Below are 20,017 nucleotides of genomic sequence, written 5' to 3'. Positions count from 1 at the left end.
CGTTGGCCGGTGCGGTGCTGTCGGCTCGTCGCGGGGTGCTCTCCTAGAGCGTGGCGCGTTCGGCTCGATCGGTCCGCTGGTACGTGGATCACAGGCTCGCGGTCCGGCGACTGAAGAGGTTGTCGAGGGCACCGCGACGAGGCCACCCGCTCCGCCCATCGACGGACACTCGTATACATCGCCCCGAACACGGGACGACGCATTCCTCGCGGATTCGCAGGCGCCGTTATACTCGTCGGGGCGCGCAACGCGCCAGAACTTCGAAAGGTACCGCGTGGACATCCTCCAGGTCGTGCTCCAGGTCATCCTGGGCATCACGAGCCTCCTGCTCACCATGCTGATCCTGCTCCACAAGGGGCGCGGCGGCGGTCTGTCCGACATGTTCGGGGGCGGAGTCACCTCCAACCTCGGCGCGTCGGGCGTCGCCGAGCGCAACCTGAACCGCATCACCGTGATCCTGGGCGTCGTCTGGCTGGCCTGCATCGTGGTGCTCGGACTCATCACCAAGTTCACCACCGGAGCATAGGGGTACTCGCAATGGCATCAGGCGGCAGTGCAATCCGCGGTTCGCGCGTCGGCGCAGGACCCATGGGCGAGCAGGACCGGGGCTTCCACGCGGAGCGCGTCGCGGTCTCCTACTGGGACGCTCTCGGCAACGAGACGGTGCGCCACTTCTCGGCGGCCCTCCCCGAGGACGAGATCCCCGAGGTGATCGACTCCCCGCAGTCCGGTCTCCCCGCGGGCCGCGACCGGGCGAACCCGCCCCAGGTCGCGAAGACCGAGCCCTACAAGACGCACCTCGCTTACGTGAAGGAGCGCCGCACCGAGGCCGAGGCGGCTCAGCTCCTCGAGGAGGCGCTGCAGCAGCTGCGCGCCCGACGAGGCACCGCGACCCCGTCCTGATCCTCACCGCACGACGAACGACGGAAGGCCCGCCCCCTCAGGGGACGGGCCTTCCGTCGTTTCCGGACCGGGCTCAGTAGCTCGGAGCGATGAGCGACTCGGGGACCTCGGCCGCTGCCTCCTGGTCGACGAAGAACACCGTGCGCTTGCGACCGAACGCGCCCGACGCGGGCACCTCGTTCGTGCTGGCACCCGCGAGCGCGAGGCCCAGGGCCGAGGCCTTGTCGGCGCCGGCGAGCACCATCCAGATGCGGTCCGACTGGTTGATCAGCGGCAGCGTGAGGGTGAGGCGCTCGGGCGGCGGCTTCGGAGAGTTGCGGACGGCGAGGACGCCGGGCGTCGTGGAGCGGATCGCGGAGCGCTCGGGGAACAGCGACGCGATGTGCCCGTCCGGCCCGACGCCGAGGAAGGTGATGTCGAAGCGCGGGTAATCGCGCCCCTCGGAGGCGTGCTCGCGCAGCTCCGCGTCGTAGGCAGCGGCGGCGCCGTCGAGGTCCAGGCCCTCGTCCGAGGCCGGGTAGGAGTGCACGTTCGCCGCCGGCACATCGAGGACGCTGAAGAGGTCCCCGGCCTGGACGTCGTTGCGGTCCTCGTGGCCGCGGGGCACCCAGCGCTCGTCGCCCCACCAGAAGTGCACGCGCGACCAGTCCACGTTGCCGGCGGCGGAGGAGGAGCCGATCTCCTTGAGCGTGGCGGCTCCCATCGTCCCTCCGGTGAGCACGACGTTCGCCGAACCCAGGTCGTCGAGGACGTCGATCGTCTTGGTGAGGAACCGGGCGGCGACCGAGCCGGCGAGGGTCTGCTTGTCGCGGTGGACCAGCACGCGGCGTTCGGTGGTCATCTCAGGGGACTCCTTCGGGTTCGGGTGCCGATCGGCGGGGTTCGGCTCCGTGTCGGGAAGCTCTGAGGTGCGGGCGCCCTGGACGGGCGCCCACGCCTCAGGAGGCGCTGCGGGCCTCGGCCTTCTCAGTGAGCATGTCGACCCCGCGCGAGATCACTTCACCGTACAGGTCATCCGGGTCGAGTCGGCGCAGCTCCTCCGCCAGGCAGTCCCGGAGGCTGCGGCGGGGGAGCGAGATGTCGTGGACCGGCTGATCGGGCTGAGTGAGCGTCGCGACGTTGGGCACCGAGCGCTCGAGCTCGATCACTCCGGAGTCGCGGATGAGCCGCACGCCGTGGATCCCGCTGGACCCGGTGGCGCTGATCGTGAGCTCATGGTCGACGGGGATGTCGAGCTCGAGCTGCAGCCAGGCGGCGAGCAGGATCGTCGAGGGCGAGTCGGCCGCGCCCGAGACCTCGACGGCCGTGATCGGCTCGTAGGGCGGCTGGTCGAGCACGGCGGCGAGCTGCGCGCGCCAGAGGGTGAGGCGGGTCCAGGCGAAGTCGGTGTCGCCGGGGGCGTAGGTGGACGCGAGGTGGTGCAGCGCCTCCGCCGGGTTCGACTGGGCCGACGCGTCGGTGATCCGCCGAGTGGCGATCCGGCCGATCGGGGACGCGGAGGCGTTGTCCGGAGCGCTGTTCGGCCACCAGGCCACGACGGGGGCGTCGGGGAGGAGCAGGCCCGTGACCAGGCTCTCCTCGTCCTCGGCCGCGTCTCCGTAGGGACGGAGCACGACGACCTCGCTCGCGCCGGCGTCGCCTCCGACCCGGATCTGCGCGTCGACCCGCGCCGTCGCGTCGACCGGGACCGTGGTGGTGCCGTCGTCCTTCGAGACCACGATGACGCGCATCGGGTGCTCGCGGGACGCGTCGTTCGCGGCTTCGATGGCCTCCTCCTCGTGACCCCGGGAGGTCGCGATGATGAGGGTGAGGACGCGGCCGAGGGCGACGGCGCCGCCCTCCTCGCGGATCTTGACGAGGGTCTTCGAGACCTCGCTCGTCGTGGTGTCGGGCAGATCGACGATCATGGACGCCTCCAGGTGCGGCCGTCGCGGGCGAGGAGCTCGTCGGCGGAATCGGGGCCCCAGGTTCCGGGGCGGTACTGCTCGGGCTGGCCCTGCGTGGCCCAGAACTCCTCGATCGGGTCGAGGATCTTCCAGGACAGCTCGACCTCCTCGTGCCGGGGGAAGAGCGGCGGCTCGCCCAGGAGGACGTCGAGGATGAGGCGCTCGTAGGCCTCGGGGCTCGCCTCGGTGAACGCGTGGCCGTAGCCGAAGTCCATCGTCACGTCGCGCACCTGCATGCCGGCGCCGGGCACCTTCGAGCCGAATCGCATGGTGACGCCCTCGTCGGGCTGGACCCGGATGACGAGCGCGTTCTGGCCCAGCGACGTGGTCTGGCTCTCGGCGAAGAGCTGCTTCGGTGCCCGCTTGAACACGACCGCGATCTCGGTGACGCGGCGGCCGAGGCGCTTGCCGGCCCGCAGGTAGAACGGCACGCCGGCCCAGCGTCGGGTGCCGATGTCCAGGCGCATGGCGGCGTAGGTCTCGGTGGTCGAGGTGGGGCTCATGCCGTCCTCCTCGAGGAAGCCGAGCACCTTCTCGCCGCCCTGCCAGCCGCCGGCGTACTGTCCGCGGGCGGTAGAAGTGGAGAGGTCGGCGGGGAGGCGGACGGCCGCGAGGACCTTCTCCTTCTCCGCACGGAGGTCGGCCGCGTCGAACGAGATCGGCTCCTCCATGGCGGTCAGGGCGAGCAGCTGCAGCAGGTGGTTCTGGATGACGTCGCGCGCCGCTCCGATGCCGTCGTAGTAGCCCGCGCGCCCGCCCACGCCGATGTCCTCGGCCATGGTGATCTGCACGTGGTCGACGTAGTTCGAGTTCCAGAGCGGCTCGTACATCATGTTGGCGAAGCGGAGGGCCAGGATGTTCTGGACCGTCTCCTTGCCGAGGTAGTGGTCGATCCGGAAGACGGAGTCGGGCGGGAAGACCGACTCGACGACGTCGTTCAGCTCGCGGGCCGTCTTCAGGTCGCTGCCGAACGGCTTCTCGATGACGACGCGGCGCCACTGGCCGTCCTTCTGCTCGGCGAGGCCGGAGCTGCGCAGCTGCTCGGTGACCTGCGGGAAGGACTTCGGGGGGATCGAGAGGTAGAAGGCGAAGTTGCCGTTCGTGCCGCGCTCGCGGTCGAGGTCGTCGACGGTCGTCTTCAGGCGGGCGAACGCCTCGGGGTCGTCGAACTCGCCCTGCACGAACCGGATGCCCTGCGCGAGCTGCGCCCAGACCTCCTCGTGGAACTCGGTGCGGGCGTGCTTCTTCACGGAGTCGTGGACGACCTGCTCGAAGTCCTGGTCGTCCCAGTCGCGCCGGGCGAATCCGACGAGGGCGAAGCCGGGAGGCAGGAGGCCGCGGTTGGCGAGATCGTAGACCGCGGGCATGAGCTTCTTGCGGGAGAGGTCGCCGGTCACGCCGAAGATGACGAGGCCGCTGGGCCCGGCGATCCGGTTCAACCGGCGGTCGAAGCTCAACCTCAACGGGTTGAACTCGGGGGTGATGTCCACAGACATGTGCAGTGTCCTTCTGTGTGCCGGTGGGACCGGCGCACTGCTATCGGTGAGGGAGGGGGAGGAGCGGGCGGGCCCGGCTGCTGCCCCGGGAAGTGGTCGCGGGACGACTGCGGGCACGCCGCCGCGCGCTCGAGAGCGCAGCGGCGGCGTGCCCGTCGGATCAGGTGTTGAGGGCCTCGAAGAGCGCCTCGAGGTCGGCCTCGGGGTCGGTCAGCGTGAGGGTCAGCACCGGCCGGCCGTGCTCGGCGAGCACGCTCGCGTCGCCGGCGGCCTGCGCCAGGATGAGCTGGCCGAAGGTGAACGGGCTGTCCGGGATCTCGAGGTCCACGTCGGAGCGCTCGGTGATCTGGAGGAACACGCCGGTCGGCGCCCCGCCCTTGTGGTACTGCCCGGTCGAGTGCAGGAAGCGCGGGCCCCACCCGAAGGTGACGGGGCGCTGGGCCTGCGCGGCGAGGAGGTCGCGCACGCCCTCGAGCTGCGGGAGCGCGAGGCGGTCGACGTACGCCTGGATCGAGACGTAGCCGCCGTCGCCCAGCTGCGCGAGGAGGCGGTCGACAGCGGCGGCGACGGTCGAGACGCCCTCGGTGACGCTGCTGCTGCCGGTGACCTCGATGCCCGCGTCGGTGAACGCGGGCGCCTCGGGCTCGGGGCGCTTCTCGAGCAGGGCCCGGGTCGCGACCTTCGCCGACTCGACGTCGGGCTGGTCGAACGGGTTGATGCCCAGGAGGCGACCCGCGACGGCGACGGCGTACTCCCACGTCAGCATCTGAGCGCCGAGCGAGCCGGAGAGGAGGATCTCGCCCTCGTGGCGGTCGCGCGGGAACAGGTGCAGCGCCGCGGCGTCCTCGACCAGGCGGACGACCTGCACGTCGGGCAGGTCCTCCGAGAGCTCGGGGGCCAGCGTGCCGAGGACGACGGGAAGGATGCCCGTGCCGTCCTTGCCGGTGGACTCGGCGATGAGCTGCTCCGCCCAGTCGGCGAAGCCGACGATGTCGGTCCCGTCGGCCACGATCGCGAGCTTGTCGCGGCGCGGGCTGGTCGCGGCGATCGCCGCTCCGAGGATCAGGCCCGGGTTCTCGGGGGAGTCCACGGCGAGCCCGAGGGAGGCCTCGGCCGCCTCGTCGAGGAGGGCCGCGATGTCGGCGCCGGCGAGCCCGGACGGCACGAGGCCGAACGCGGAGAGCGCCGAGAAGCGCCCGCCGATGTTCGGGTCGGCGTTGAACACGCGGTAGCCGGCCTCGCGGGAGGAGGTGTCCAGGGGCGAGCCCGGGTCGGTCACGATGACGATGCGGTCGAGCGGATCGATGCCCGCCTCCGTGAACGCCTTCTCGTAGGCCTTCTTCTGGCTCGCGGTCTCGACGGTCGAGCCGGACTTCGAGGAGATGACGACCGCGGTCGACGCGAGCCGGTCGTTCAGGGCCGCGAGCACCTGGCCGGGCGCCGTCGAGTCGAGCACGGTGAGCTCGACGCCGGCGGTGCGGGTGATGACCTCGGGCGCGAGCGAGGAGCCGCCCATGCCGCCGAGGACGATGTGGTCGACGCCCTTGGCCTGGAACTCCTCGCGCAGGGCGAGGATCTGAGGGATCAGGGGGCGGGAGACGGTGGTCGACTCGGTCCACCCGAGGCGCTTGGCCGCCTCCTCCTCCGCCGCGGCGCCCCACAGGGTGGGGACCTGGGCGGTGATGCCGGACGCGACCTCGTCGGCGACGAGCTCCGGGACGACGCGGTCGACGGCCTTCTCGGCGTCTCCGCTGACGTGGATCTGGATGGCCATGATCAGGCCTGCGCCTTCGCGCCCTCGAGCGCCGCGGTGACGGTGTCGAGCAGCTCGTTCCAGGAGACGATGAACTTCTCCACGCCCTCCTTCTCGAGCAGCTCGGTGACGTCGGCGTACGAGACGCCCTGCGCCGCGACGGCGTCGAGGACGGCGTTCGCGTCGGTGTACGAGCCCGTGACGGTGTCGCCGGTGATGACGCCGTGGTCGAAGGTCGCCTCGAGGGTCTTCTCGGGCATCGTGTTGACCACGCCGGCCGCGACGAGCTCGGTCACGTAGAGGGTGTCGGGGAGGTCGGTCGACTTGACGCCGGTCGAGGCCCAGAGGGGGCGCTGGCGGTTGGCGCCGGACTCCTGGAGCAGCAGGGCGCGCTCGGTGGCGAACGCCTCGACGAAGACCTCGTAGGCCAGCTGCGCGTTGGCGACGCCGGACTTGCTCTTGAGGGCGCGGGCCTCGTCGGTTCCGACGGCCTCGAGGCGCTTGTCGATCTCGGTGTCGACGCGCGAGACGAAGAACGAGGCGACGGAGTGGATGGTCGACAGGTCGATGCCGGCGTCCTTGGCCTTCTCGAGGCCGGCCAGGTACGCGTTGATGACGGCGCGGTAGCGGGCGAGCGAGAAGATCAGGGTGACGTTCACCGAGATGCCGGAGCCGATGACCTCCGTGATGGCCTCGAGGCCCTCGACGGTCGCGGGGATCTTGATCATCGCGTTGGGGCGGTCGACCTTGGCCCAGAGGGCCTTGGCCTGCTCGATGGTGCCCTGGGCGTCGTGCGCCAGGCCGGGCTCGACCTCGATCGACACGCGGCCGTCGTAGCCGTTGGTCGCGTCGTAGATCGGGCGGAAGATGTCGGACGCCGCGGCGACGTCGTCGGTGGTGATCTCGAAGACGGCGTCGGTCACCGAGGTGCCGGCGGAGGCGAGCTCGCGCACCTGGGCGTCGTAGGACTCGCCGTTGGTCAGGGCCGCGGCGAAGATCGTGGGGTTCGTGGTGACTCCGACGACGTTCTTCTCCTCGATGAGCTTCTGCAGCCCTCCGGTGGAGATGCGCGAGCGGGAGAGGTCGTCGAGCCAGATGCTGACGCCGGCGGCGGAGAGCTCTGCGGTGGGGGTGTTCTCGGTCATGTCTCTTCTTCTTCTGCGTAGGTGGTGCGTGGTGTGAGGGGGAGCCGCTGCTCCGACGGCGAAGGCCGCGTCCGTGGTGGACGCGGCCTTCGGGTCAGGAGGCTGCGAGCGACTCCTTGGCGGCGGACAGTGCCGCCTCGGTGGTGATCCCGAACTCGCGGAACAGGGTCTTGTAGTCGGCCGAGGCGCCGAAGTGCTCGATCGAGACGGAGCGGCCGGCGTCGCCGACGTACTTCTGCCAGCCCAGGCTCAGGCCGGCCTCGATCGAGACGCGCGCCTTCACCGAGGAGGGCAGGACCTTCTCGCGGTACTCGGCGTCCTGCTCCTCGAACCACTCGAGGGACGGAGCCGAGACGACGCGGGCGTTGACGCCCTCGCTCCTCAGGGCCTCGCGCGCCTCGACGGCGATCTGGACCTCGGAGCCGGTCGCGATGAAGATCACGTCCGGGGTGCCGCCCGGCGCCTCGGCCAGGATGTAGGCACCGCGGGCGACGTTCGCGGCGGAGGCGAAGGTCTCACCCTCCGCGTCGCCCTCGCCGCGCTCGAACACCGGGATGTTCTGACGGGTGAGCGCGAGGCCGGCGGGGCCCTCGCGGCGCTCGAGGATGGTCTTCCAGGCGTAGGCGACCTCGTTCGCGTCGCCGGGGCGGACGACGTCCAGGCCCGGGATCGCGCGGAGGGTCGACAGCTGCTCGACCGGCTGGTGCGTCGGGCCGTCCTCGCCGAGCGCCACGGAGTCGTGGGTCCAGACGTAGATGGCCGGCGCCTTCATGAGCGCGGCGAGACGGACCGCCGGGCGCATGTAGTCGGAGAAGATCAGGAAGGTGCCGCCGAAGGGGCGGGTGTTGCCGTGCAGGACGATCCCGTTGAGGATCGCGCCCATGGCGTGCTCGCGGATGCCGAAGTGCAGCACGCGGCCGCCCTTCTTCCCGGTCCACTCGTGGGTCGAGAACTCCGTCGGGACGAAGGAGCCGGCTCCCTCGATCGTCGTGTTGTTCGACTCGGCGAGGTCGGCGGAGCCGCCCCACAGCTCGGGGATCACGCCGGCGAGGGCGTTGATGACCTTGCCGGACGCGGCGCGGGTCGAGACCTCCTTGCCGGGCTCGAAGACGGGGAGCGCCTCCTGGACGCCCTCGGGCAGCTCGCCCGAGAGGACCCGGTCGAGCAGCTCCTTCTTCTCGGGGTTCGCGGACGCCCAGGCGGCGAGCTGCTCGTCCCACTCGGCGTGCTGGGCCTGGCCGCGCTCGACGGCCTTGCGGGTGTGCTCGATGACCTCGTCGGCGACGTCGAAGGTCTTCTCGGGGTCGAAGCCGAGCACCTCCTTGAGTCCGCGGAGCTCGTCGGCGCCCAGGGCGGAGCCGTGGATCTTGCCGGTGTTCTGCTTCTTCGGCGACGGCCAGCCGATGATGGTGCGCAGGATGATGAGCGACGGCTTGTCGGTCTCGCCCTTCGCGGCCTCGATCGCGGCGTGCAGCTCGGCGACGTCCTCGTCGTACTCGCCGGTCTTCTTCCAGTCGACGACCTGGACCTGCCAGTCGTAGGCCTCGTAGCGCGCCTTGACGTCCTCGGTGAAGGCGATGTTGGTGTCGTCCTCGATCGAGATCTGGTTGGAGTCGTAGATGACGACCAGGTTGCCGAGCTTCTGGTGGCCTGCCAGCGAGGAGGCCTCGCTGGTGACGCCCTCCTGCAGGTCGCCGTCGCCGGCGATCACGTAGACGAAGTGGTCGAACGGGGAGGTGCCCGCGGCGGCCTCCGGGTCGAACAGGTCGCGCTCGAAGCGCGAGGCGTAGGCGAAGCCCACGGCGGAGGCGAGGCCCTGGCCGAGCGGCCCGGTGGTGATCTCGACGCCGTCGGTGTGGCCGTACTCCGGGTGGCCCGGGGTCTTCGAGCCCCAGGTGCGCAGCGCCTTGAGGTCGTCGAGCTCGAGTCCGTAGCCGCCCAGGTAGAACTGGACGTACTGGGTCAGCGAGGAGTGGCCGACCGACAGGATGAACCGGTCGCGGCCGATCCAGGTCGCGTCGGACGGATCGCGGCGCATGACCTTCTGGAACAGGAGGTAGGCGGCGGGCGCGAGGCTCATGGCGGTTCCGGGATGGCCGTTGCCGACCTTCTCGACCGCATCCGCGGCGAGAACCCTCGCCGTGTCGACTGCCTTCTCGTCAATGGATTCCCATTGCAGTTCTGACACTTGGTACTGACCCTTCTCGAGACGTGGGGCAGACGGGGACCGTCCGCCCTCTCGCATGGTGGAGCACGCCGCATGACGACTTCGACACGATGCTCCGGCGACGACCCTCTCGGCCCCGTGCCGACGATCGTCGGGCGGGCTCGGGTGCGTGCCGGGCGCTCTGGCGAGCAGTCCCGAGTATACGGAGGGGGGTGCGCCGCCGACCGGGGGTTGCGTGGTCGCATATGTCTGCGTCCGATTGGACAAGCGTGCACGCCGGGCCCGGCTCCCGGACGGGCGCATTACACTCGTTCGGGATCATCGAATCGTTAGAGGAGCAATGGACGCAGTCGTGGAGACCACCGCCGTCGAGCGGGACGGGGCGTCGCCGACGACCCTCTCGCGCAAGGTGAAGGCCTTCGTCGCTCTGACGAAGCCGCGCGTGATCGAGCTGCTCCTCGTGGTGACCGCTCCGACGATGATCCTGGCGCAGGGCGGGATCCCGAACCTGCTGCTGGTCCTCAACGTCCTGATCGGCGGCGCCCTGAGCGCCGGGTCCGCGGGCGCGTTCAACTGCTACTTCGACCGCGACATCGACCGGATCATGAACCGGACGAAGAACCGGCCGCTCGTGACCGGGGAGATCTCGGACCGGTCCGCGCTCGTCTTCGCGACCACGATCGGCGTCCTGTCGATCGTCTGGCTCGGCCTCACGGCCAACTGGCTCTCCGCGGGCCTCTCGCTCGCCGCGATCCTGATCTACGTCGTGTTCTACACGCTCTTCCTCAAGCGCCGGACGCCGCAGAACATCGTGTGGGGCGGCATCGCGGGCTGCATGCCGGTGCTGATCGGCTGGGCGGCGGTCACCGGCTCGCTCGACTGGGCCCCCGTCATCCTCTTCTCCGTCATCTTCCTCTGGACGCCGCCGCACTACTGGCCGCTGTCGATGAAGTACCGGGACGACTACCAGGCCGCCGGCGTGCCGATGCTGGCCGTCGTGCGCGGACGCACGATCGTCGGGCTCCAGGTCATCCTCTACGCCTGGGCCACCGTCGCCTGCTCGCTCCTGCTGATCCCCGTCGCCGGCATGGGGGTGCTCTACACGGTGGTCGCGCTCGGCAGCGGAGTCTGGTTCATCGCCGAGACGCACCGCCTCTACAGCCTCGCGATCCGTCACGAGCACGTCTCGCCGATGCGGGTGTTCCACGGGTCCATCGGATACCTCACCCTGCTCTTCCTCGCCGTCGGCATCGACCCGCTGCTGCCCTTCTGATGGTGACGCCTTTCTCCTTGCTCGCCGAGCGGGTGACCCTCGGTCCGCGCGCACTGCGCTGGGGGACCACCGCGGCGCTTGTCGCGAGCATCCTGATCATCTTCTTCGGGGGCGTCGTCCGGCTGACCGGCTCTGGCCTCGGCTGCCCCACCTGGCCGGCGTGCGAGCCGGGCTCGCTCACCTCGACCCCCGAGCTCGGGATCCACGGCTTCATCGAGTTCACGAACCGCGCGTTCACCGGCGTCCTCGTGGTCGCGGTGGGCTGGGCGATCACGGCCGCGCGTCTGCAGAAGCCGCGCGACCGCACCATGACCCGGCTCGCCTGGTCGCAGTTCTGGCTCGTCGTCGCGAACGCCCTCGCGGGCGGCGCGACCGTGCACTCGGGCCTCAACCCGTACATAGTGGCCGGGCACTTCGTTCTCGCCATCGCCCTCCTCACCACCACCGCACTGACGTGGCACCGCGCCCACCGCTCGCAGTCCGTGGCCTTCGAGCCGGACCGCGCGACGCGGGCGCTCAGCATCGGGCTCGTCGGCCTGACGCTCCTCGTGATCCTCGTGGGGACCCTCGTGACGGGGACCGGTCCGCACGCCGGCGACTCCGCGGAGGTGCCCCGCATGCAGTTCCACTGGGAGAGCGTGACCGTCGTGCACGGCGTGCTCGGCACAGCGGTGCTCCTCGTGGGCGCCGCGCTGCTCCTGCGCCTGTCGCGGGCGGCGGGCTCGGAGCTCGCCCGGCGGCGCGTGATCGCCTTCCTCGTGGTCGTCGTGCTGCAGGCGCTGGTCGGGGTCGTGCAGTCGCTCACCGCGCTGCCCGAGACGCTCGTCGCGGTGCACCTCCTCGGCTCGGCGCTCGTCTGGGTCGGCGCGGTCCGCGTGCTGCTCGACGTGAACCCGAGGCTGTTCACCGTGCGCGCCCAGCGCCGGGACGCCGCCCAGGAGCTCCAGCCCGCCGCCTGACCGCGGGCTCCGGCTCGGCGGAGAGCAGGTGCCGCCGGAGGCGCAGGAGCACGCGGGGGAGCGCCCGCAGCGGGAGGTCGGCCTCGATCGCGCGGGCGAGAGGACCGAACGCCCGTGCGGGTCCGGCCGGCAGGCCGGCGCCCACCAGTGCGGTCACGAGTCGTGCGGGGATCGGGGTCGATGCGTCGTTCGTCATGGCGGAACCGAATCACGGACCACCGACACCGGTATGGCCATGCGCGTCTGGAGGCGCGTCACCGGCGCCCGGCCGACACCCAGGTGAGGAGGTTCCCCTGAACGGCGGACGCCGGTAGAATGAGAAGCTGGTCACGGTTCGACGCACCCTGCGCACGTGATCCGCACACGGCCCGATGGAGCGCCGACGCACACCTCCGGAATCCAGGGACGCACATCATCCGCTCCGCGCATCAGATCGATCGCGCGACCGGCCGGAGAGCACCCGCGGGCCACCCCCGGGGGAATGACTCCGGGACCCGACCGGTTAGCAGTGGGTAGGAAACGAGGTACACATGTCAGACATCCTGATCGACCGCCCCGAGCTCGAGAGCCTGGGCGTCTACGAGTTCGGCTGGTCCGACTCGGACTCCGCCGGAGCCTCCGCACGACGCGGCATCTCGCCCGAGGTCGTCTCCGACATCTCCGCGCTCAAGAACGAGCCCGCCTGGATGCGCGACCGCCGCATGAAGGCCCTGAAGCTCTTCGAGCGCAAGCCCATGCCGACGTGGGGCGCCGACCTGTCGGACATCGACTTCGACAACATCAAGTACTTCGTCCGCTCCACCGAGAAGCAGGCGCAGACGTGGGACGACCTCCCGGACGACATCAAGAACACGTACGAGAAGCTCGGCATCCCGGAAGCTGAGCGCCAGCGCCTCGTCGGCGGCGTCGCGGCCCAGTACGAGTCCGAGGTCGTCTACCACCAGATCCGCGAGGACCTGGAGGAGCAGGGCGTCATCTTCATGGACACCGACACGGCGCTGCGCGAGCACCCCGAGATCTTCGAGGAGTACTTCGGCACCGTCATCCCCGCGGGCGACAACAAGTTCGCGGCGCTGAACACCGCGGTCTGGTCCGGCGGCTCCTTCGTGTACGTCCCCAAGGGCGTCCACGTCGACATCCCGCTGCAGGCCTACTTCCGGATCAACACCGAGAACATGGGCCAGTTCGAGCGGACCCTGATCATCGCGGACGAGGACAGCTACGTCCACTACATCGAGGGCTGCACGGCTCCGATCTACAAGTCGGACTCGCTGCACTCGGCCGTGGTCGAGATCATCGTGAAGAAGAACGCCCGCGTGCGCTACACGACGATCCAGAACTGGTCGAACAACGTCTACAACCTCGTCACCAAGCGCGCGATCGCGCACGAGGGCGCGACGATGGAGTGGATCGACGGCAACATCGGCTCCAAGGTCACGATGAAGTACCCGTCGATCTTCCTGGTCGGCGAGCACGCCAAGGGCGAGACCCTCTCCGTCGCGTTCGCGGGCCCCGGCCAGCACCAGGACGCCGGCGCGAAGATGGTCCACATGGCGCCGTACACGCAGTCGTCGATCGTCTCGAAGTCGATCGCCCGCGGCGGCGGTCGCGCCGGGTACCGCGGCGAGGTCCGGGTGGACGCGAACGCGCACCACTCGGCGAACACCGTGCGCTGCGACGCCCTCCTGGTCGACACCATCTCGCGCTCCGACACCTACCCGGCGATCGACATCCGCGTCGACGACGTGCAGCTCGGCCACGAGGCGACGGTGTCGAAGGTCAGCGAGGAGCAGCTCTTCTACCTGATGTCGCGCGGCCTGCCGGAGGACGAGGCCATGGCCATGATCGTCCGCGGCTTCATCGAGCCGATCGCGCGCGAGCTGCCCATGGAGTACGCCCTCGAGCTGAACAAGCTCATCGAGATGGGGATGGAGGGCAGCGTCGGTTGACGCCCGCCTCCCCCCTCGAGGGGGCGCCCGGACGGGGCGCCCCGCACCCATCGAAAGGAACCACCGCCAGATGACGGTCCCCACGAGCGCCGCGACCCCCGAGATCGACGGCGCGGCCGCCGCTGAGCGCCTGGGCATCAGCGCCCACTCCGACGGGGCGTTCACGCCCGTGCAGACGCGCTCCGAGCGTTTCGCGTCGGTCGACGTCGAGGCCTTCGAGGCCGTCACCGGCCGCGAGATCGCCTGGAAGCTGACGCCCGTCGCCCGCCTGGGCGATCTCATCGACGGCGCGCTCGACGGCTCGCCCGCCCCGGTCGAGCACACGCCGGTGGACGGTGTCGACGTCTCGTGGGTCGGCCGCGACGACCAGCGGATCGGCACTGCAGGCCTCCCCGAGGACCGCGCCGCCGCGAACGCCTGGTCGAGCTTCGAGAAGGCCCTCGCCGTCCGCGTGACGGGAGAGGACGAGAAGGTCGCCACCCTCGTCCGCTCGGGCCTCGGCTCCGCACCCCGCGCCGCGCACACGATCATCGAGGCGGCGCCCTACGCCCGCGCCGTCGTCGTGCTGCAGAACGAGGGGGAGGCCTCCCTCGCGGAGAACGTGGAGATCCTCGTCGGCGAGGGCGCGCAGCTCACCGTCGTCACCGTGCAGGAGTGGGCGGACGACGCCCGGCACCTGGCCAACCACCTCGTGCGGGTCGGACGCGACGCGAAGGTGAAGCACATCGTGGTCACCCTCGGCGGCTCCATCGTCCGGGTGAACCCCTCGGCGCACCTCGTCGAGCGCGGAGCGGACGGCGAGCTCTTCGGCCTGTACTTCGCCGACGGCGGCCAGCACCTCGAGCAGCAGGTGTACGTCGACCACGACGCCCCCGACACCCGCAGCCGCGTGACCTACAAGGGCGCGCTGCAGGGCGAGGGCGCGCGCACCGTCTGGATCGGCGACGTCCTGATCCGCAACAGCGCCACCGGCACCGACAGCTACGAGCAGAACCGCAACCTCGTCCTCTCGGACGGCACGCGCGCCGACTCCATCCCGAACCTCGAGATCGAGACCGGTGACATCGCCGGAGCGGGGCACGCCTCGGCGACCGGCCGCTTCGATGACGAGCAGCTCTTCTACCTGCAGTCCCGCGGCATCCGTGAGGACGAGGCGCGACGCCTGGTCGTGCGCGGGTTCCTCAGCGAGATCGTGCAGCAGATCAAGGTCGCCGAGCTCGAGGACCGCCTGCAGCTCGCGATCGAGGCGGAGCTCGCCGGCAGCGCCGGCCAGACCGGCTCCTCCCGCGGAGCGGCGGTCCCCGCATGAGCAACGCCGCGATGATCTGCTCGGTCTCCGAGCTGATCCCCAACCAGGCCATGCGGGTCGAGGTCGACGGAGTCGCGATCGCGGTCGTGCAGGACTCCGCCGGCGAGATCCACGCCATCGGCGACACCTGCACCCACGGCGAGATCTCGCTCTCCGAGGGCTTCGTCGAGGGCGACAGCCTCGAGTGCTGGGCGCACGGCTCCCAGTTCTCCCTCCGCACCGGCACCCCGCTGAACCTCCCGGCCTACGAGCCGGTCCCCGTCTTCGTCGTCGAGATCATCGACGGCGACGTCTACATCGACCCGACCGTCACGAAGGAAGTCTGAATGTCCGTTCTCCAGATCAGCGATCTCCACGTCAGTGTCGAGACCGAGCAGGGGACCAAGCAGATCCTCCGCGGTGTCGATCTCACCATCAACCAGGGTGAGATCCACGCGATCATGGGCCCCAACGGGTCCGGCAAGTCCACCCTCGCGTACACGATCGCGGGACACCCCAAGTACCACGTCGACGGCGGCTCGATCACCCTCGACGGCGTCGAGGTCCTCGACATGTCCGTCGACGAGCGCGCCCGCGCGGGCCTCTTCCTCGCCATGCAGTACCCGGTCGAGATCCCCGGTGTGACCAACACCAACTTCCTCCGCACCGCCAAGACCGCGATCGCCGGCGAGGCGCCCGCCATCCGCACGTGGACGAAGGACGTCAAGTCGGCGATGGCGAACCTCCGCATGGACTCGTCCTTCGCGGCGCGCAACGTCAACGAGGGCTTCTCGGGCGGCGAGAAGAAGCGCAACGAGATCCTCCAGCTCGAGCTGCTCGCCCCGCAGTTCGCCGTCCTCGACGAGACCGACTCCGGCCTCGACGTCGACGCGCTCAAGATCGTGTCGGAGGGCGTCAACCGCGCCCACCAGAGCACCGGTCTCGGCGTGCTGCTGATCACGCACTACACGAGGATCCTCCGCTACATCCAGCCCGACTTCGTCCACGTCTTCGTCGCCGGCCGCGTCGCCGAGCAGGGCGGCAAGGAGCTCGCCACCCGGCTCGAGGACGAGGGCTACGACCGCTTCCTGACCTCGGCGACGGTCTGATCATGGCGGTCACCACTCTCGAGCCGAAGCTCTTCGACCAGGTCGAGGAGGCCCTCAAGGACGTCATGGACCCCGAGCTCGGGGTCAACGTGGTCGACCTGGGACTCATCTACGACCTGGGCTGGGACGACGAGAACGACGCCCTCGTCATCCACATGACCCTCACCTCGGCGGGCTGCCCGCTGACCGACGTGCTCGAGGAGCAGACCGCCGAGTCGCTCGACGGCATCGTCGAGGCGTTCCGGATCAACTGGGTCTGGATGCCGCCGTGGGGTCCCGATCGGATCACCGAGGACGGGCGCGACATGATGCGCGCACTCGGCTTCTCGATCTAGCCGCTGCACACCGACGCCGAAGGGCCGGGAGGAGTCGACCTCCCGGCCCTTCGGCGTCTCTGTCGTCTCCAGCCGGTCGCAGTCCGTCGCGGAGTCGGAACGGCCGGACGGGTCGACTCCGGCGTCGAGGGCCGTCGTCGCCCCCGCCGGTCGAGTCGGTGGAGGTGCCCACCGAGGTCGAGCAGGAGGACCGGGCGGCTCGACCTCTGCCGGACGCCGAAGGGCCGGGAGGAATCGTCCTCCCGGCCCTTCGGCGTCCGTGCGACCGCTCAGCGCGAGCGGCGCGAGAGCATCGCCCAGGTGGTGGGGAGCAGCGCGGCGGCGACCAGCGCCTTGAGCGCGTCGCCGACCAGGAAGGGCACGAGTCCCGCGGAGAGGACGGAGCCGAGGTCGGCGGGCAGCCCCAGCGAGGCGAGGGCGGCGGCCAGCCAGGGCAGGCCGACGAGGTAGATGGTGGCGGTGCCGGCGAGGAAGGTCACCAGCGTGCCGAGGACGCGACGGTCCCACTGCCGCTGGGCGAGCCACCCGGTGACGATCGACGCGAGGACGAAGCCGACGATGTAGCCGCCGGTGGGACCCGCGAGGACCGCCCAGCCGTGCGAGCCCTCGGTGAAGACCGGGGCGCCGAGAGCGCCGACGAGCGCGTACACGAGCATGGAGAGCGCGCCGCGGAGCGCGCCGAGCGTCGTGCCGACCAGGAGGACCGCGAAGGTCTGGCCCGTGAAGGGGACCGGCCACATCGGGATGAACAGCTGCGCCATCGCTGCGGTGAGGCCCCCACCCGCGAGCACCAGCAGGGCGTCGGTCGCGACGGAGCGGGTGACGAGCCGGTCGGCGAGGACCGGGCGCGGGAGGGCGGAAGAGGAAGGGGACATGGGTGATCTCCGAGAGTCCTGGTCGCCCGAGAGCGAGGAGCGAGCGCGTCCGCGGTGAGCGGACGTGGATCCGCCCCGCGGCTCAGGAAATATACTAGGGGGCTGCCGCATCGCGGCCCCTTGCCCCACTCCTCCCGAACCGAACGCCATTTCTTGGCGGGAACGGACAGCACTGTGCTCAGCGTGCACGACCTCGAACTCCGAGTCGGCGCCCGACTCCTGATGGAGAACGTCTCCTTCCGGGTGGGCGACGGCGACAAGGTCGGCCTCGTCGGCCGCAACGGGGCGGGGAAGACGACGCTGACCAAGGTCCTCGCGGGCGACCTCATCGCCTCGAAGGGCACGGTCGACCGCGGCGGCGAGATCGGCTACCTCCCCCAGGACCCGCGCTCCGGCGACCCGGAGGAGCTCGCGCGCACCCGCATCCTCGACGCCCGCGGGCTGGGGCAGCTGGTGCTCGGCATGCAGGAGGCGACGGTCGCGATGTCGAGCAGCGACACCTCCGTGAGCGAGGCCGGCATGAAGAAGTACGGCAACCTCACGGATCGCTTCCTCTCCCTGGGCGGATACGCGGCTGAGGCGGAGGCCGCGTCGATCGCGAGCAACCTCAACCTCCCCGACCGGATCCTCGACCAGCCGCTCAAGACGCTCTCCGGTGGCCAGCGGCGCCGCATCGAGCTCGCGCGCATCCTCTTCTCCGACGCGAGCACGCTGATCCTCGACGAGCCGACGAACCACCTCGACGCCGACTCCGTCGTCTGGCTCCGCGAGTTCCTCAAGAACTACCGCGGCGGCTTCATCGTGATCAGCCACGACATCGAGCTGGTCGGCGAGACCGTGAACCGCGTCTTCTACCTCGACGCCAACCGCCAGGTCATCGACGTCTACAACATGAACTGGAAGAACTACCAGCGCCAGCGCGCCGCCGACGAGGAGCGCCGCAAGAAGGAGCGGGTCAACGTCGAGAAGAAGGCCGGCGCCCTCCAGCTGCAGGCCGCCAAGTTCGGCGCGAAGGCCTCGAAGGCCGCAGCGGCGCACCAGATGGTCGCGCGTGCCGAGCGCATGCTCAGCGGGCTCGAGGAGGTCCGCGCGGTCGACCGCGTCGCGAAGCTCCGGTTCCCGACCCCGTCCGCCTGCGGTCGCACCCCTCTGCAGGCTCAGAACCTGTCGAAGAGCTACGGCTCGCTCGAGATCTTCACCGCCGTCGACCTCGCGATCGACCGCGGCTCCAAGGTCGTCATCCTGGGGCTCAACGGAGCGGGCAAGACGACGCTCCTGCGCATCCTGGGCGGCGTCGACCAGCCCGACACCGGAGTGATCGAGGCCGGGCACGGCCTCCGGATCGGCTACTACGCGCAGGAGCACGAGACGATCGACGTCAAGCGCTCGGTGCTCGAGAACATGGTCTCCTCCAGCCCGAACCTCACCGAGACCGAGGCGCGCCGGGTCCTGGGCTCGTTCCTGTTCACCGGGGACGACTCGCACAAGCCGGCCGGGGTCCTCTCCGGCGGGGAGAAGACCCGTCTCGCCCTGGCGATGATCGTGGTCTCGGGCGCGAACGTTCTCCTGCTCGACGAGCCCACCAACAACCTCGACCCCGCGAGCCGCGAGGAGATCCTCGACGCGCTCGCGCACTACGAGGGCGCGGTCGTCCTGGTCAGCCACGACGAGGGAGCCGTCGAGGCGCTGAACCCCGAGCGCGTCCTGATCATGCCGGAGGGCACCGAGGACCACTGGGCGGCCGACTACCTCGACCTGATCACGCTCGCCTAGCGGGCGTCGAGCAGCTCGTCCTCGACCTCGGAGTCGCTGCGGCCGCGGCGTCGGCGGCGCTCCTCGCGCCGCTCCTCGGCCGCCACGACCTCGGGGTCGTCTGCGTTGCGGATTCGGTACTCGTGGCGGATCGCCCAGCCGAGCCCGCCGAAGCCCATGACGGCGAACAGCACCCACTGGATCGCGTAGCTGATGTGCAGGCCCTCGTCGGCGACCGGCTTGATCGCGGCCAGCGGGGGAGCGTCGACCGGCGCCGGCGCCTCGGCGACCAGCAGGCCGTACGCCGAGGTCCGCAGGGGCTCGTCCAGCTGCGTCGACAGGTCATCGAGCTGGATCGTGGCGATCTGGCCGGCCGGTGCGGAGCGTCCGTCGATCCGTCCCTCCGCGGGCTTCAGGCGGGCGACGACGGTCACCTCCCCCTCGGGCGGCGCGGGGATCGCATCGGGGGAGTCCTGGGTCGAGCCGACGGGGACCCAGCCGCGGTCGACGACGAACACGCTGCCGTCGTCGAGCCGCAGCGGCGTCAGGATCTCGAAGCCGGGATTGCCGTTGTAGGGCCGGTTGCGGACGAGGGTCTGCCCCTGCGTCTCGTAGACGCCGGTGATCTCGACCGGGCGGTACTCGAGGGCGTCGTCCCACGTGGAGTCGGCGGGGAGCAGCCCGTCGAGCGCCACCGGGTCGGCGGTCCAGTTCGCGGTGACCAGCCGGTTGGTCGAGGCGGCCTGGTCGAGCCGCGCGACCTGCCAGCGCGAGAGCAGCACGCAGGCGACGGCGAAGACGATCGCGAGAGCGAGGTAGCCGAACCAGCGTCGCGAGAAGACGAAGCGCCAGGAGGGACGGGGCGCGTCGCCGCTCATCGTTCCGCTCCGCGATCGACCGTGTAGAGCGGCTTCACCTCGAGCGGGAAGTCGCGGGCGAGGAGGAACTCGCGCAGGAACTCCCGGTGCTCGCCGCAGGCCAGCCAGGTCTTCCGACGGTCCTCCGCGTGGATCCTCGGGTTCCGCCACTCGATCGCGAACGTCGCCGTCCGCGGGCAGCCCGCTCGG

Annotated in this window: 19 protein-coding genes; 10 read left to right on the top strand and 9 right to left on the bottom strand. The window is 70.4% G+C overall.

Going from position 1 to position 20,017, the window contains the following annotated elements; genetic code table 11:
* Positions 1-274: 274 nt before the first annotated feature.
* A complete protein-coding gene (secG, locus tag C5C69_RS09565) occupies positions 275-526 on the top strand; it encodes a preprotein translocase subunit SecG (RefSeq protein WP_104221915.1) in 252 nt (83 codons plus the stop codon).
* A gap of 11 nt (positions 527-537) precedes the next feature.
* Positions 538-903: an RNA polymerase-binding protein RbpA gene (locus tag C5C69_RS09560; RefSeq protein WP_055791968.1), complete on the top strand. Its 366-nt coding sequence runs from the start codon at positions 538-540 to the stop codon at positions 901-903.
* Between the two features lie 73 nt (positions 904-976).
* Here the strand turns inward: C5C69_RS09560 and pgl are convergent, their stop codons facing one another.
* From pgl to tkt, 6 genes are all read right to left on the bottom strand, one after another.
* Positions 977-1,744 (bottom strand): 6-phosphogluconolactonase, encoded by a 768-nt coding sequence (gene pgl / locus C5C69_RS09555; RefSeq protein WP_104221917.1) that lies wholly within the window; start codon positions 1,742-1,744, stop codon positions 977-979.
* Positions 1,745-1,841: 97 nt separating this feature from the next.
* Positions 1,842-2,810 (bottom strand): glucose-6-phosphate dehydrogenase assembly protein OpcA, encoded by a 969-nt coding sequence (locus C5C69_RS09550; protein WP_104221919.1) that lies wholly within the window; start codon positions 2,808-2,810, stop codon positions 1,842-1,844.
* Positions 2,807-4,345 carry a glucose-6-phosphate dehydrogenase gene (gene zwf, locus C5C69_RS09545; protein WP_104225293.1) on the bottom strand — a complete coding sequence of 513 codons (1,539 nt, stop codon included), beginning with the start codon at positions 4,343-4,345 and terminating at the stop codon, positions 2,807-2,809. The genes C5C69_RS09550 and zwf overlap by 4 nt, the downstream gene beginning before the upstream one ends.
* A 160-nt stretch (positions 4,346-4,505) precedes the next feature.
* Positions 4,506-6,119 carry a glucose-6-phosphate isomerase gene (locus tag C5C69_RS09540; RefSeq protein WP_104257822.1) on the bottom strand — a complete coding sequence of 538 codons (1,614 nt, stop codon included), beginning with the start codon at positions 6,117-6,119 and terminating at the stop codon, positions 4,506-4,508.
* A gap of 2 nt (positions 6,120-6,121) precedes the next feature.
* On the bottom strand, positions 6,122-7,243 hold the full coding sequence (tal, locus tag C5C69_RS09535; RefSeq protein WP_104257821.1) for a transaldolase: 1,122 nt from the start codon (positions 7,241-7,243) through the stop codon (positions 6,122-6,124).
* Between the two features lie 94 nt (positions 7,244-7,337).
* Positions 7,338-9,431 carry a transketolase gene (gene tkt, locus C5C69_RS09530; RefSeq protein WP_104257820.1) on the bottom strand — a complete coding sequence of 698 codons (2,094 nt, stop codon included), beginning with the start codon at positions 9,429-9,431 and terminating at the stop codon, positions 7,338-7,340.
* A gap of 319 nt (positions 9,432-9,750) precedes the next feature.
* Between tkt and C5C69_RS09525 the strand changes: the two genes are divergently transcribed.
* The 7 genes from C5C69_RS09525 to C5C69_RS09495 all read left to right on the top strand — a co-directional run bounded on the left by C5C69_RS09525 (position 9,751) and on the right by C5C69_RS09495 (position 16,323).
* A complete protein-coding gene (locus C5C69_RS09525) occupies positions 9,751-10,683 on the top strand; it encodes a heme o synthase (protein WP_104232635.1) in 933 nt (310 codons plus the stop codon).
* Complete coding sequence (locus C5C69_RS09520) at positions 10,683-11,642, top strand: heme A synthase (RefSeq protein WP_104257819.1); 960 nt, start codon at positions 10,683-10,685, stop codon at positions 11,640-11,642. The genes C5C69_RS09525 and C5C69_RS09520 overlap by 1 nt, the downstream gene beginning before the upstream one ends.
* A gap of 530 nt (positions 11,643-12,172) precedes the next feature.
* The gene (sufB, locus tag C5C69_RS09515; RefSeq protein WP_104221933.1) at positions 12,173-13,591 is read left to right on the top strand and encodes a Fe-S cluster assembly protein SufB; all 1,419 of its coding nucleotides are present in this window, start codon (positions 12,173-12,175) and stop codon (positions 13,589-13,591) included.
* Positions 13,592-13,661: 70 nt separating this feature from the next.
* The gene (gene sufD, locus C5C69_RS09510; RefSeq protein WP_104257818.1) at positions 13,662-14,900 is read left to right on the top strand and encodes a Fe-S cluster assembly protein SufD; all 1,239 of its coding nucleotides are present in this window, start codon (positions 13,662-13,664) and stop codon (positions 14,898-14,900) included.
* Positions 14,897-15,226 (top strand): non-heme iron oxygenase ferredoxin subunit, encoded by a 330-nt coding sequence (locus C5C69_RS09505; RefSeq protein ID WP_077222834.1) that lies wholly within the window; start codon positions 14,897-14,899, stop codon positions 15,224-15,226. Before sufD ends, C5C69_RS09505 begins: the two co-directional genes overlap by 4 nt.
* The gene (sufC, locus tag C5C69_RS09500; protein WP_104221937.1) at positions 15,227-15,988 is read left to right on the top strand and encodes a Fe-S cluster assembly ATPase SufC; all 762 of its coding nucleotides are present in this window, start codon (positions 15,227-15,229) and stop codon (positions 15,986-15,988) included. It begins immediately after the preceding gene.
* A 2-nt stretch (positions 15,989-15,990) separates the two neighbouring features.
* A complete protein-coding gene (locus C5C69_RS09495; protein ID WP_104221939.1) occupies positions 15,991-16,323 on the top strand; it encodes a metal-sulfur cluster assembly factor in 333 nt (110 codons plus the stop codon).
* 269 nt (positions 16,324-16,592) lie between these two features.
* On the opposite strand, the gene C5C69_RS09490 is transcribed toward C5C69_RS09495, so the two are convergent.
* Positions 16,593-17,198 (bottom strand): biotin transporter BioY, encoded by a 606-nt coding sequence (locus C5C69_RS09490; RefSeq protein ID WP_104257817.1) that lies wholly within the window; start codon positions 17,196-17,198, stop codon positions 16,593-16,595.
* A 174-nt stretch (positions 17,199-17,372) separates the two neighbouring features.
* On the opposite strand from C5C69_RS09490, the gene C5C69_RS09485 reads away from it, so the two are divergent.
* Positions 17,373-18,971 (top strand): ABC-F family ATP-binding cassette domain-containing protein, encoded by a 1,599-nt coding sequence (locus C5C69_RS09485; RefSeq protein WP_104221943.1) that lies wholly within the window; start codon positions 17,373-17,375, stop codon positions 18,969-18,971.
* Here C5C69_RS09485 and C5C69_RS09480 read toward each other — a convergent pair.
* Complete coding sequence (locus C5C69_RS09480) at positions 18,968-19,828, bottom strand: SURF1 family protein (protein ID WP_104257816.1); 861 nt, start codon at positions 19,826-19,828, stop codon at positions 18,968-18,970. The genes C5C69_RS09485 and C5C69_RS09480 overlap by 4 nt on opposite strands.
* Positions 19,825-20,017 (bottom strand): hypothetical protein (locus C5C69_RS09475; RefSeq protein ID WP_104257815.1); only part of this gene is annotated, 193 nt, incomplete at its 5' end. The genes C5C69_RS09480 and C5C69_RS09475, both read right to left, overlap by 4 nt.

The organism is Rathayibacter sp. AY1C7 (assembly GCF_002931865.1).
Classification (GTDB): domain Bacteria; phylum Actinomycetota; class Actinomycetes; order Actinomycetales; family Microbacteriaceae; genus Rathayibacter.
Note: the sequence above shows the minus strand (reverse complement) of the source record. Positions and strands in the feature narration are given on the sequence as shown.

Excerpts from the sequence above, each read along its gene's own strand:
- C5C69_RS09560 (WP_055791968.1), top strand. The coding sequence starts at position 538 with ATGGCATCAGGCGGCAGTGCAATCCGCGGTTCGCGCGTCGGCGCAGGA.
- pgl (WP_104221917.1), bottom strand. The coding sequence starts at position 1,744 with ATGACCACCGAACGCCGCGTGCTGGTCCACCGCGACAAGCAGACCCTC.
- C5C69_RS09550 (WP_104221919.1), bottom strand. The coding sequence starts at position 2,810 with ATGATCGTCGATCTGCCCGACACCACGACGAGCGAGGTCTCGAAGACC.
- zwf (WP_104225293.1), bottom strand. The coding sequence starts at position 4,345 with ATGTCTGTGGACATCACCCCCGAGTTCAACCCGTTGAGGTTGAGCTTC.
- C5C69_RS09540 (WP_104257822.1), bottom strand. The coding sequence starts at position 6,119 with ATGGCCATCCAGATCCACGTCAGCGGAGACGCCGAGAAGGCCGTCGAC.
- tal (WP_104257821.1), bottom strand. The coding sequence starts at position 7,243 with ATGACCGAGAACACCCCCACCGCAGAGCTCTCCGCCGCCGGCGTCAGC.
- C5C69_RS09525 (WP_104232635.1), top strand. The coding sequence starts at position 9,751 with ATGGACGCAGTCGTGGAGACCACCGCCGTCGAGCGGGACGGGGCGTCG.
- C5C69_RS09520 (WP_104257819.1), top strand. The coding sequence starts at position 10,683 with ATGGTGACGCCTTTCTCCTTGCTCGCCGAGCGGGTGACCCTCGGTCCG.
- sufB (WP_104221933.1), top strand. The coding sequence starts at position 12,173 with ATGTCAGACATCCTGATCGACCGCCCCGAGCTCGAGAGCCTGGGCGTC.
- sufD (WP_104257818.1), top strand. The coding sequence starts at position 13,662 with ATGACGGTCCCCACGAGCGCCGCGACCCCCGAGATCGACGGCGCGGCC.
- C5C69_RS09505 (WP_077222834.1), top strand. The coding sequence starts at position 14,897 with ATGAGCAACGCCGCGATGATCTGCTCGGTCTCCGAGCTGATCCCCAAC.
- sufC (WP_104221937.1), top strand. The coding sequence starts at position 15,227 with ATGTCCGTTCTCCAGATCAGCGATCTCCACGTCAGTGTCGAGACCGAG.
- C5C69_RS09495 (WP_104221939.1), top strand. The coding sequence starts at position 15,991 with ATGGCGGTCACCACTCTCGAGCCGAAGCTCTTCGACCAGGTCGAGGAG.
- C5C69_RS09490 (WP_104257817.1), bottom strand. The coding sequence starts at position 17,198 with ATGTCCCCTTCCTCTTCCGCCCTCCCGCGCCCGGTCCTCGCCGACCGG.
- C5C69_RS09480 (WP_104257816.1), bottom strand. The coding sequence starts at position 19,828 with ATGAGCGGCGACGCGCCCCGTCCCTCCTGGCGCTTCGTCTTCTCGCGA.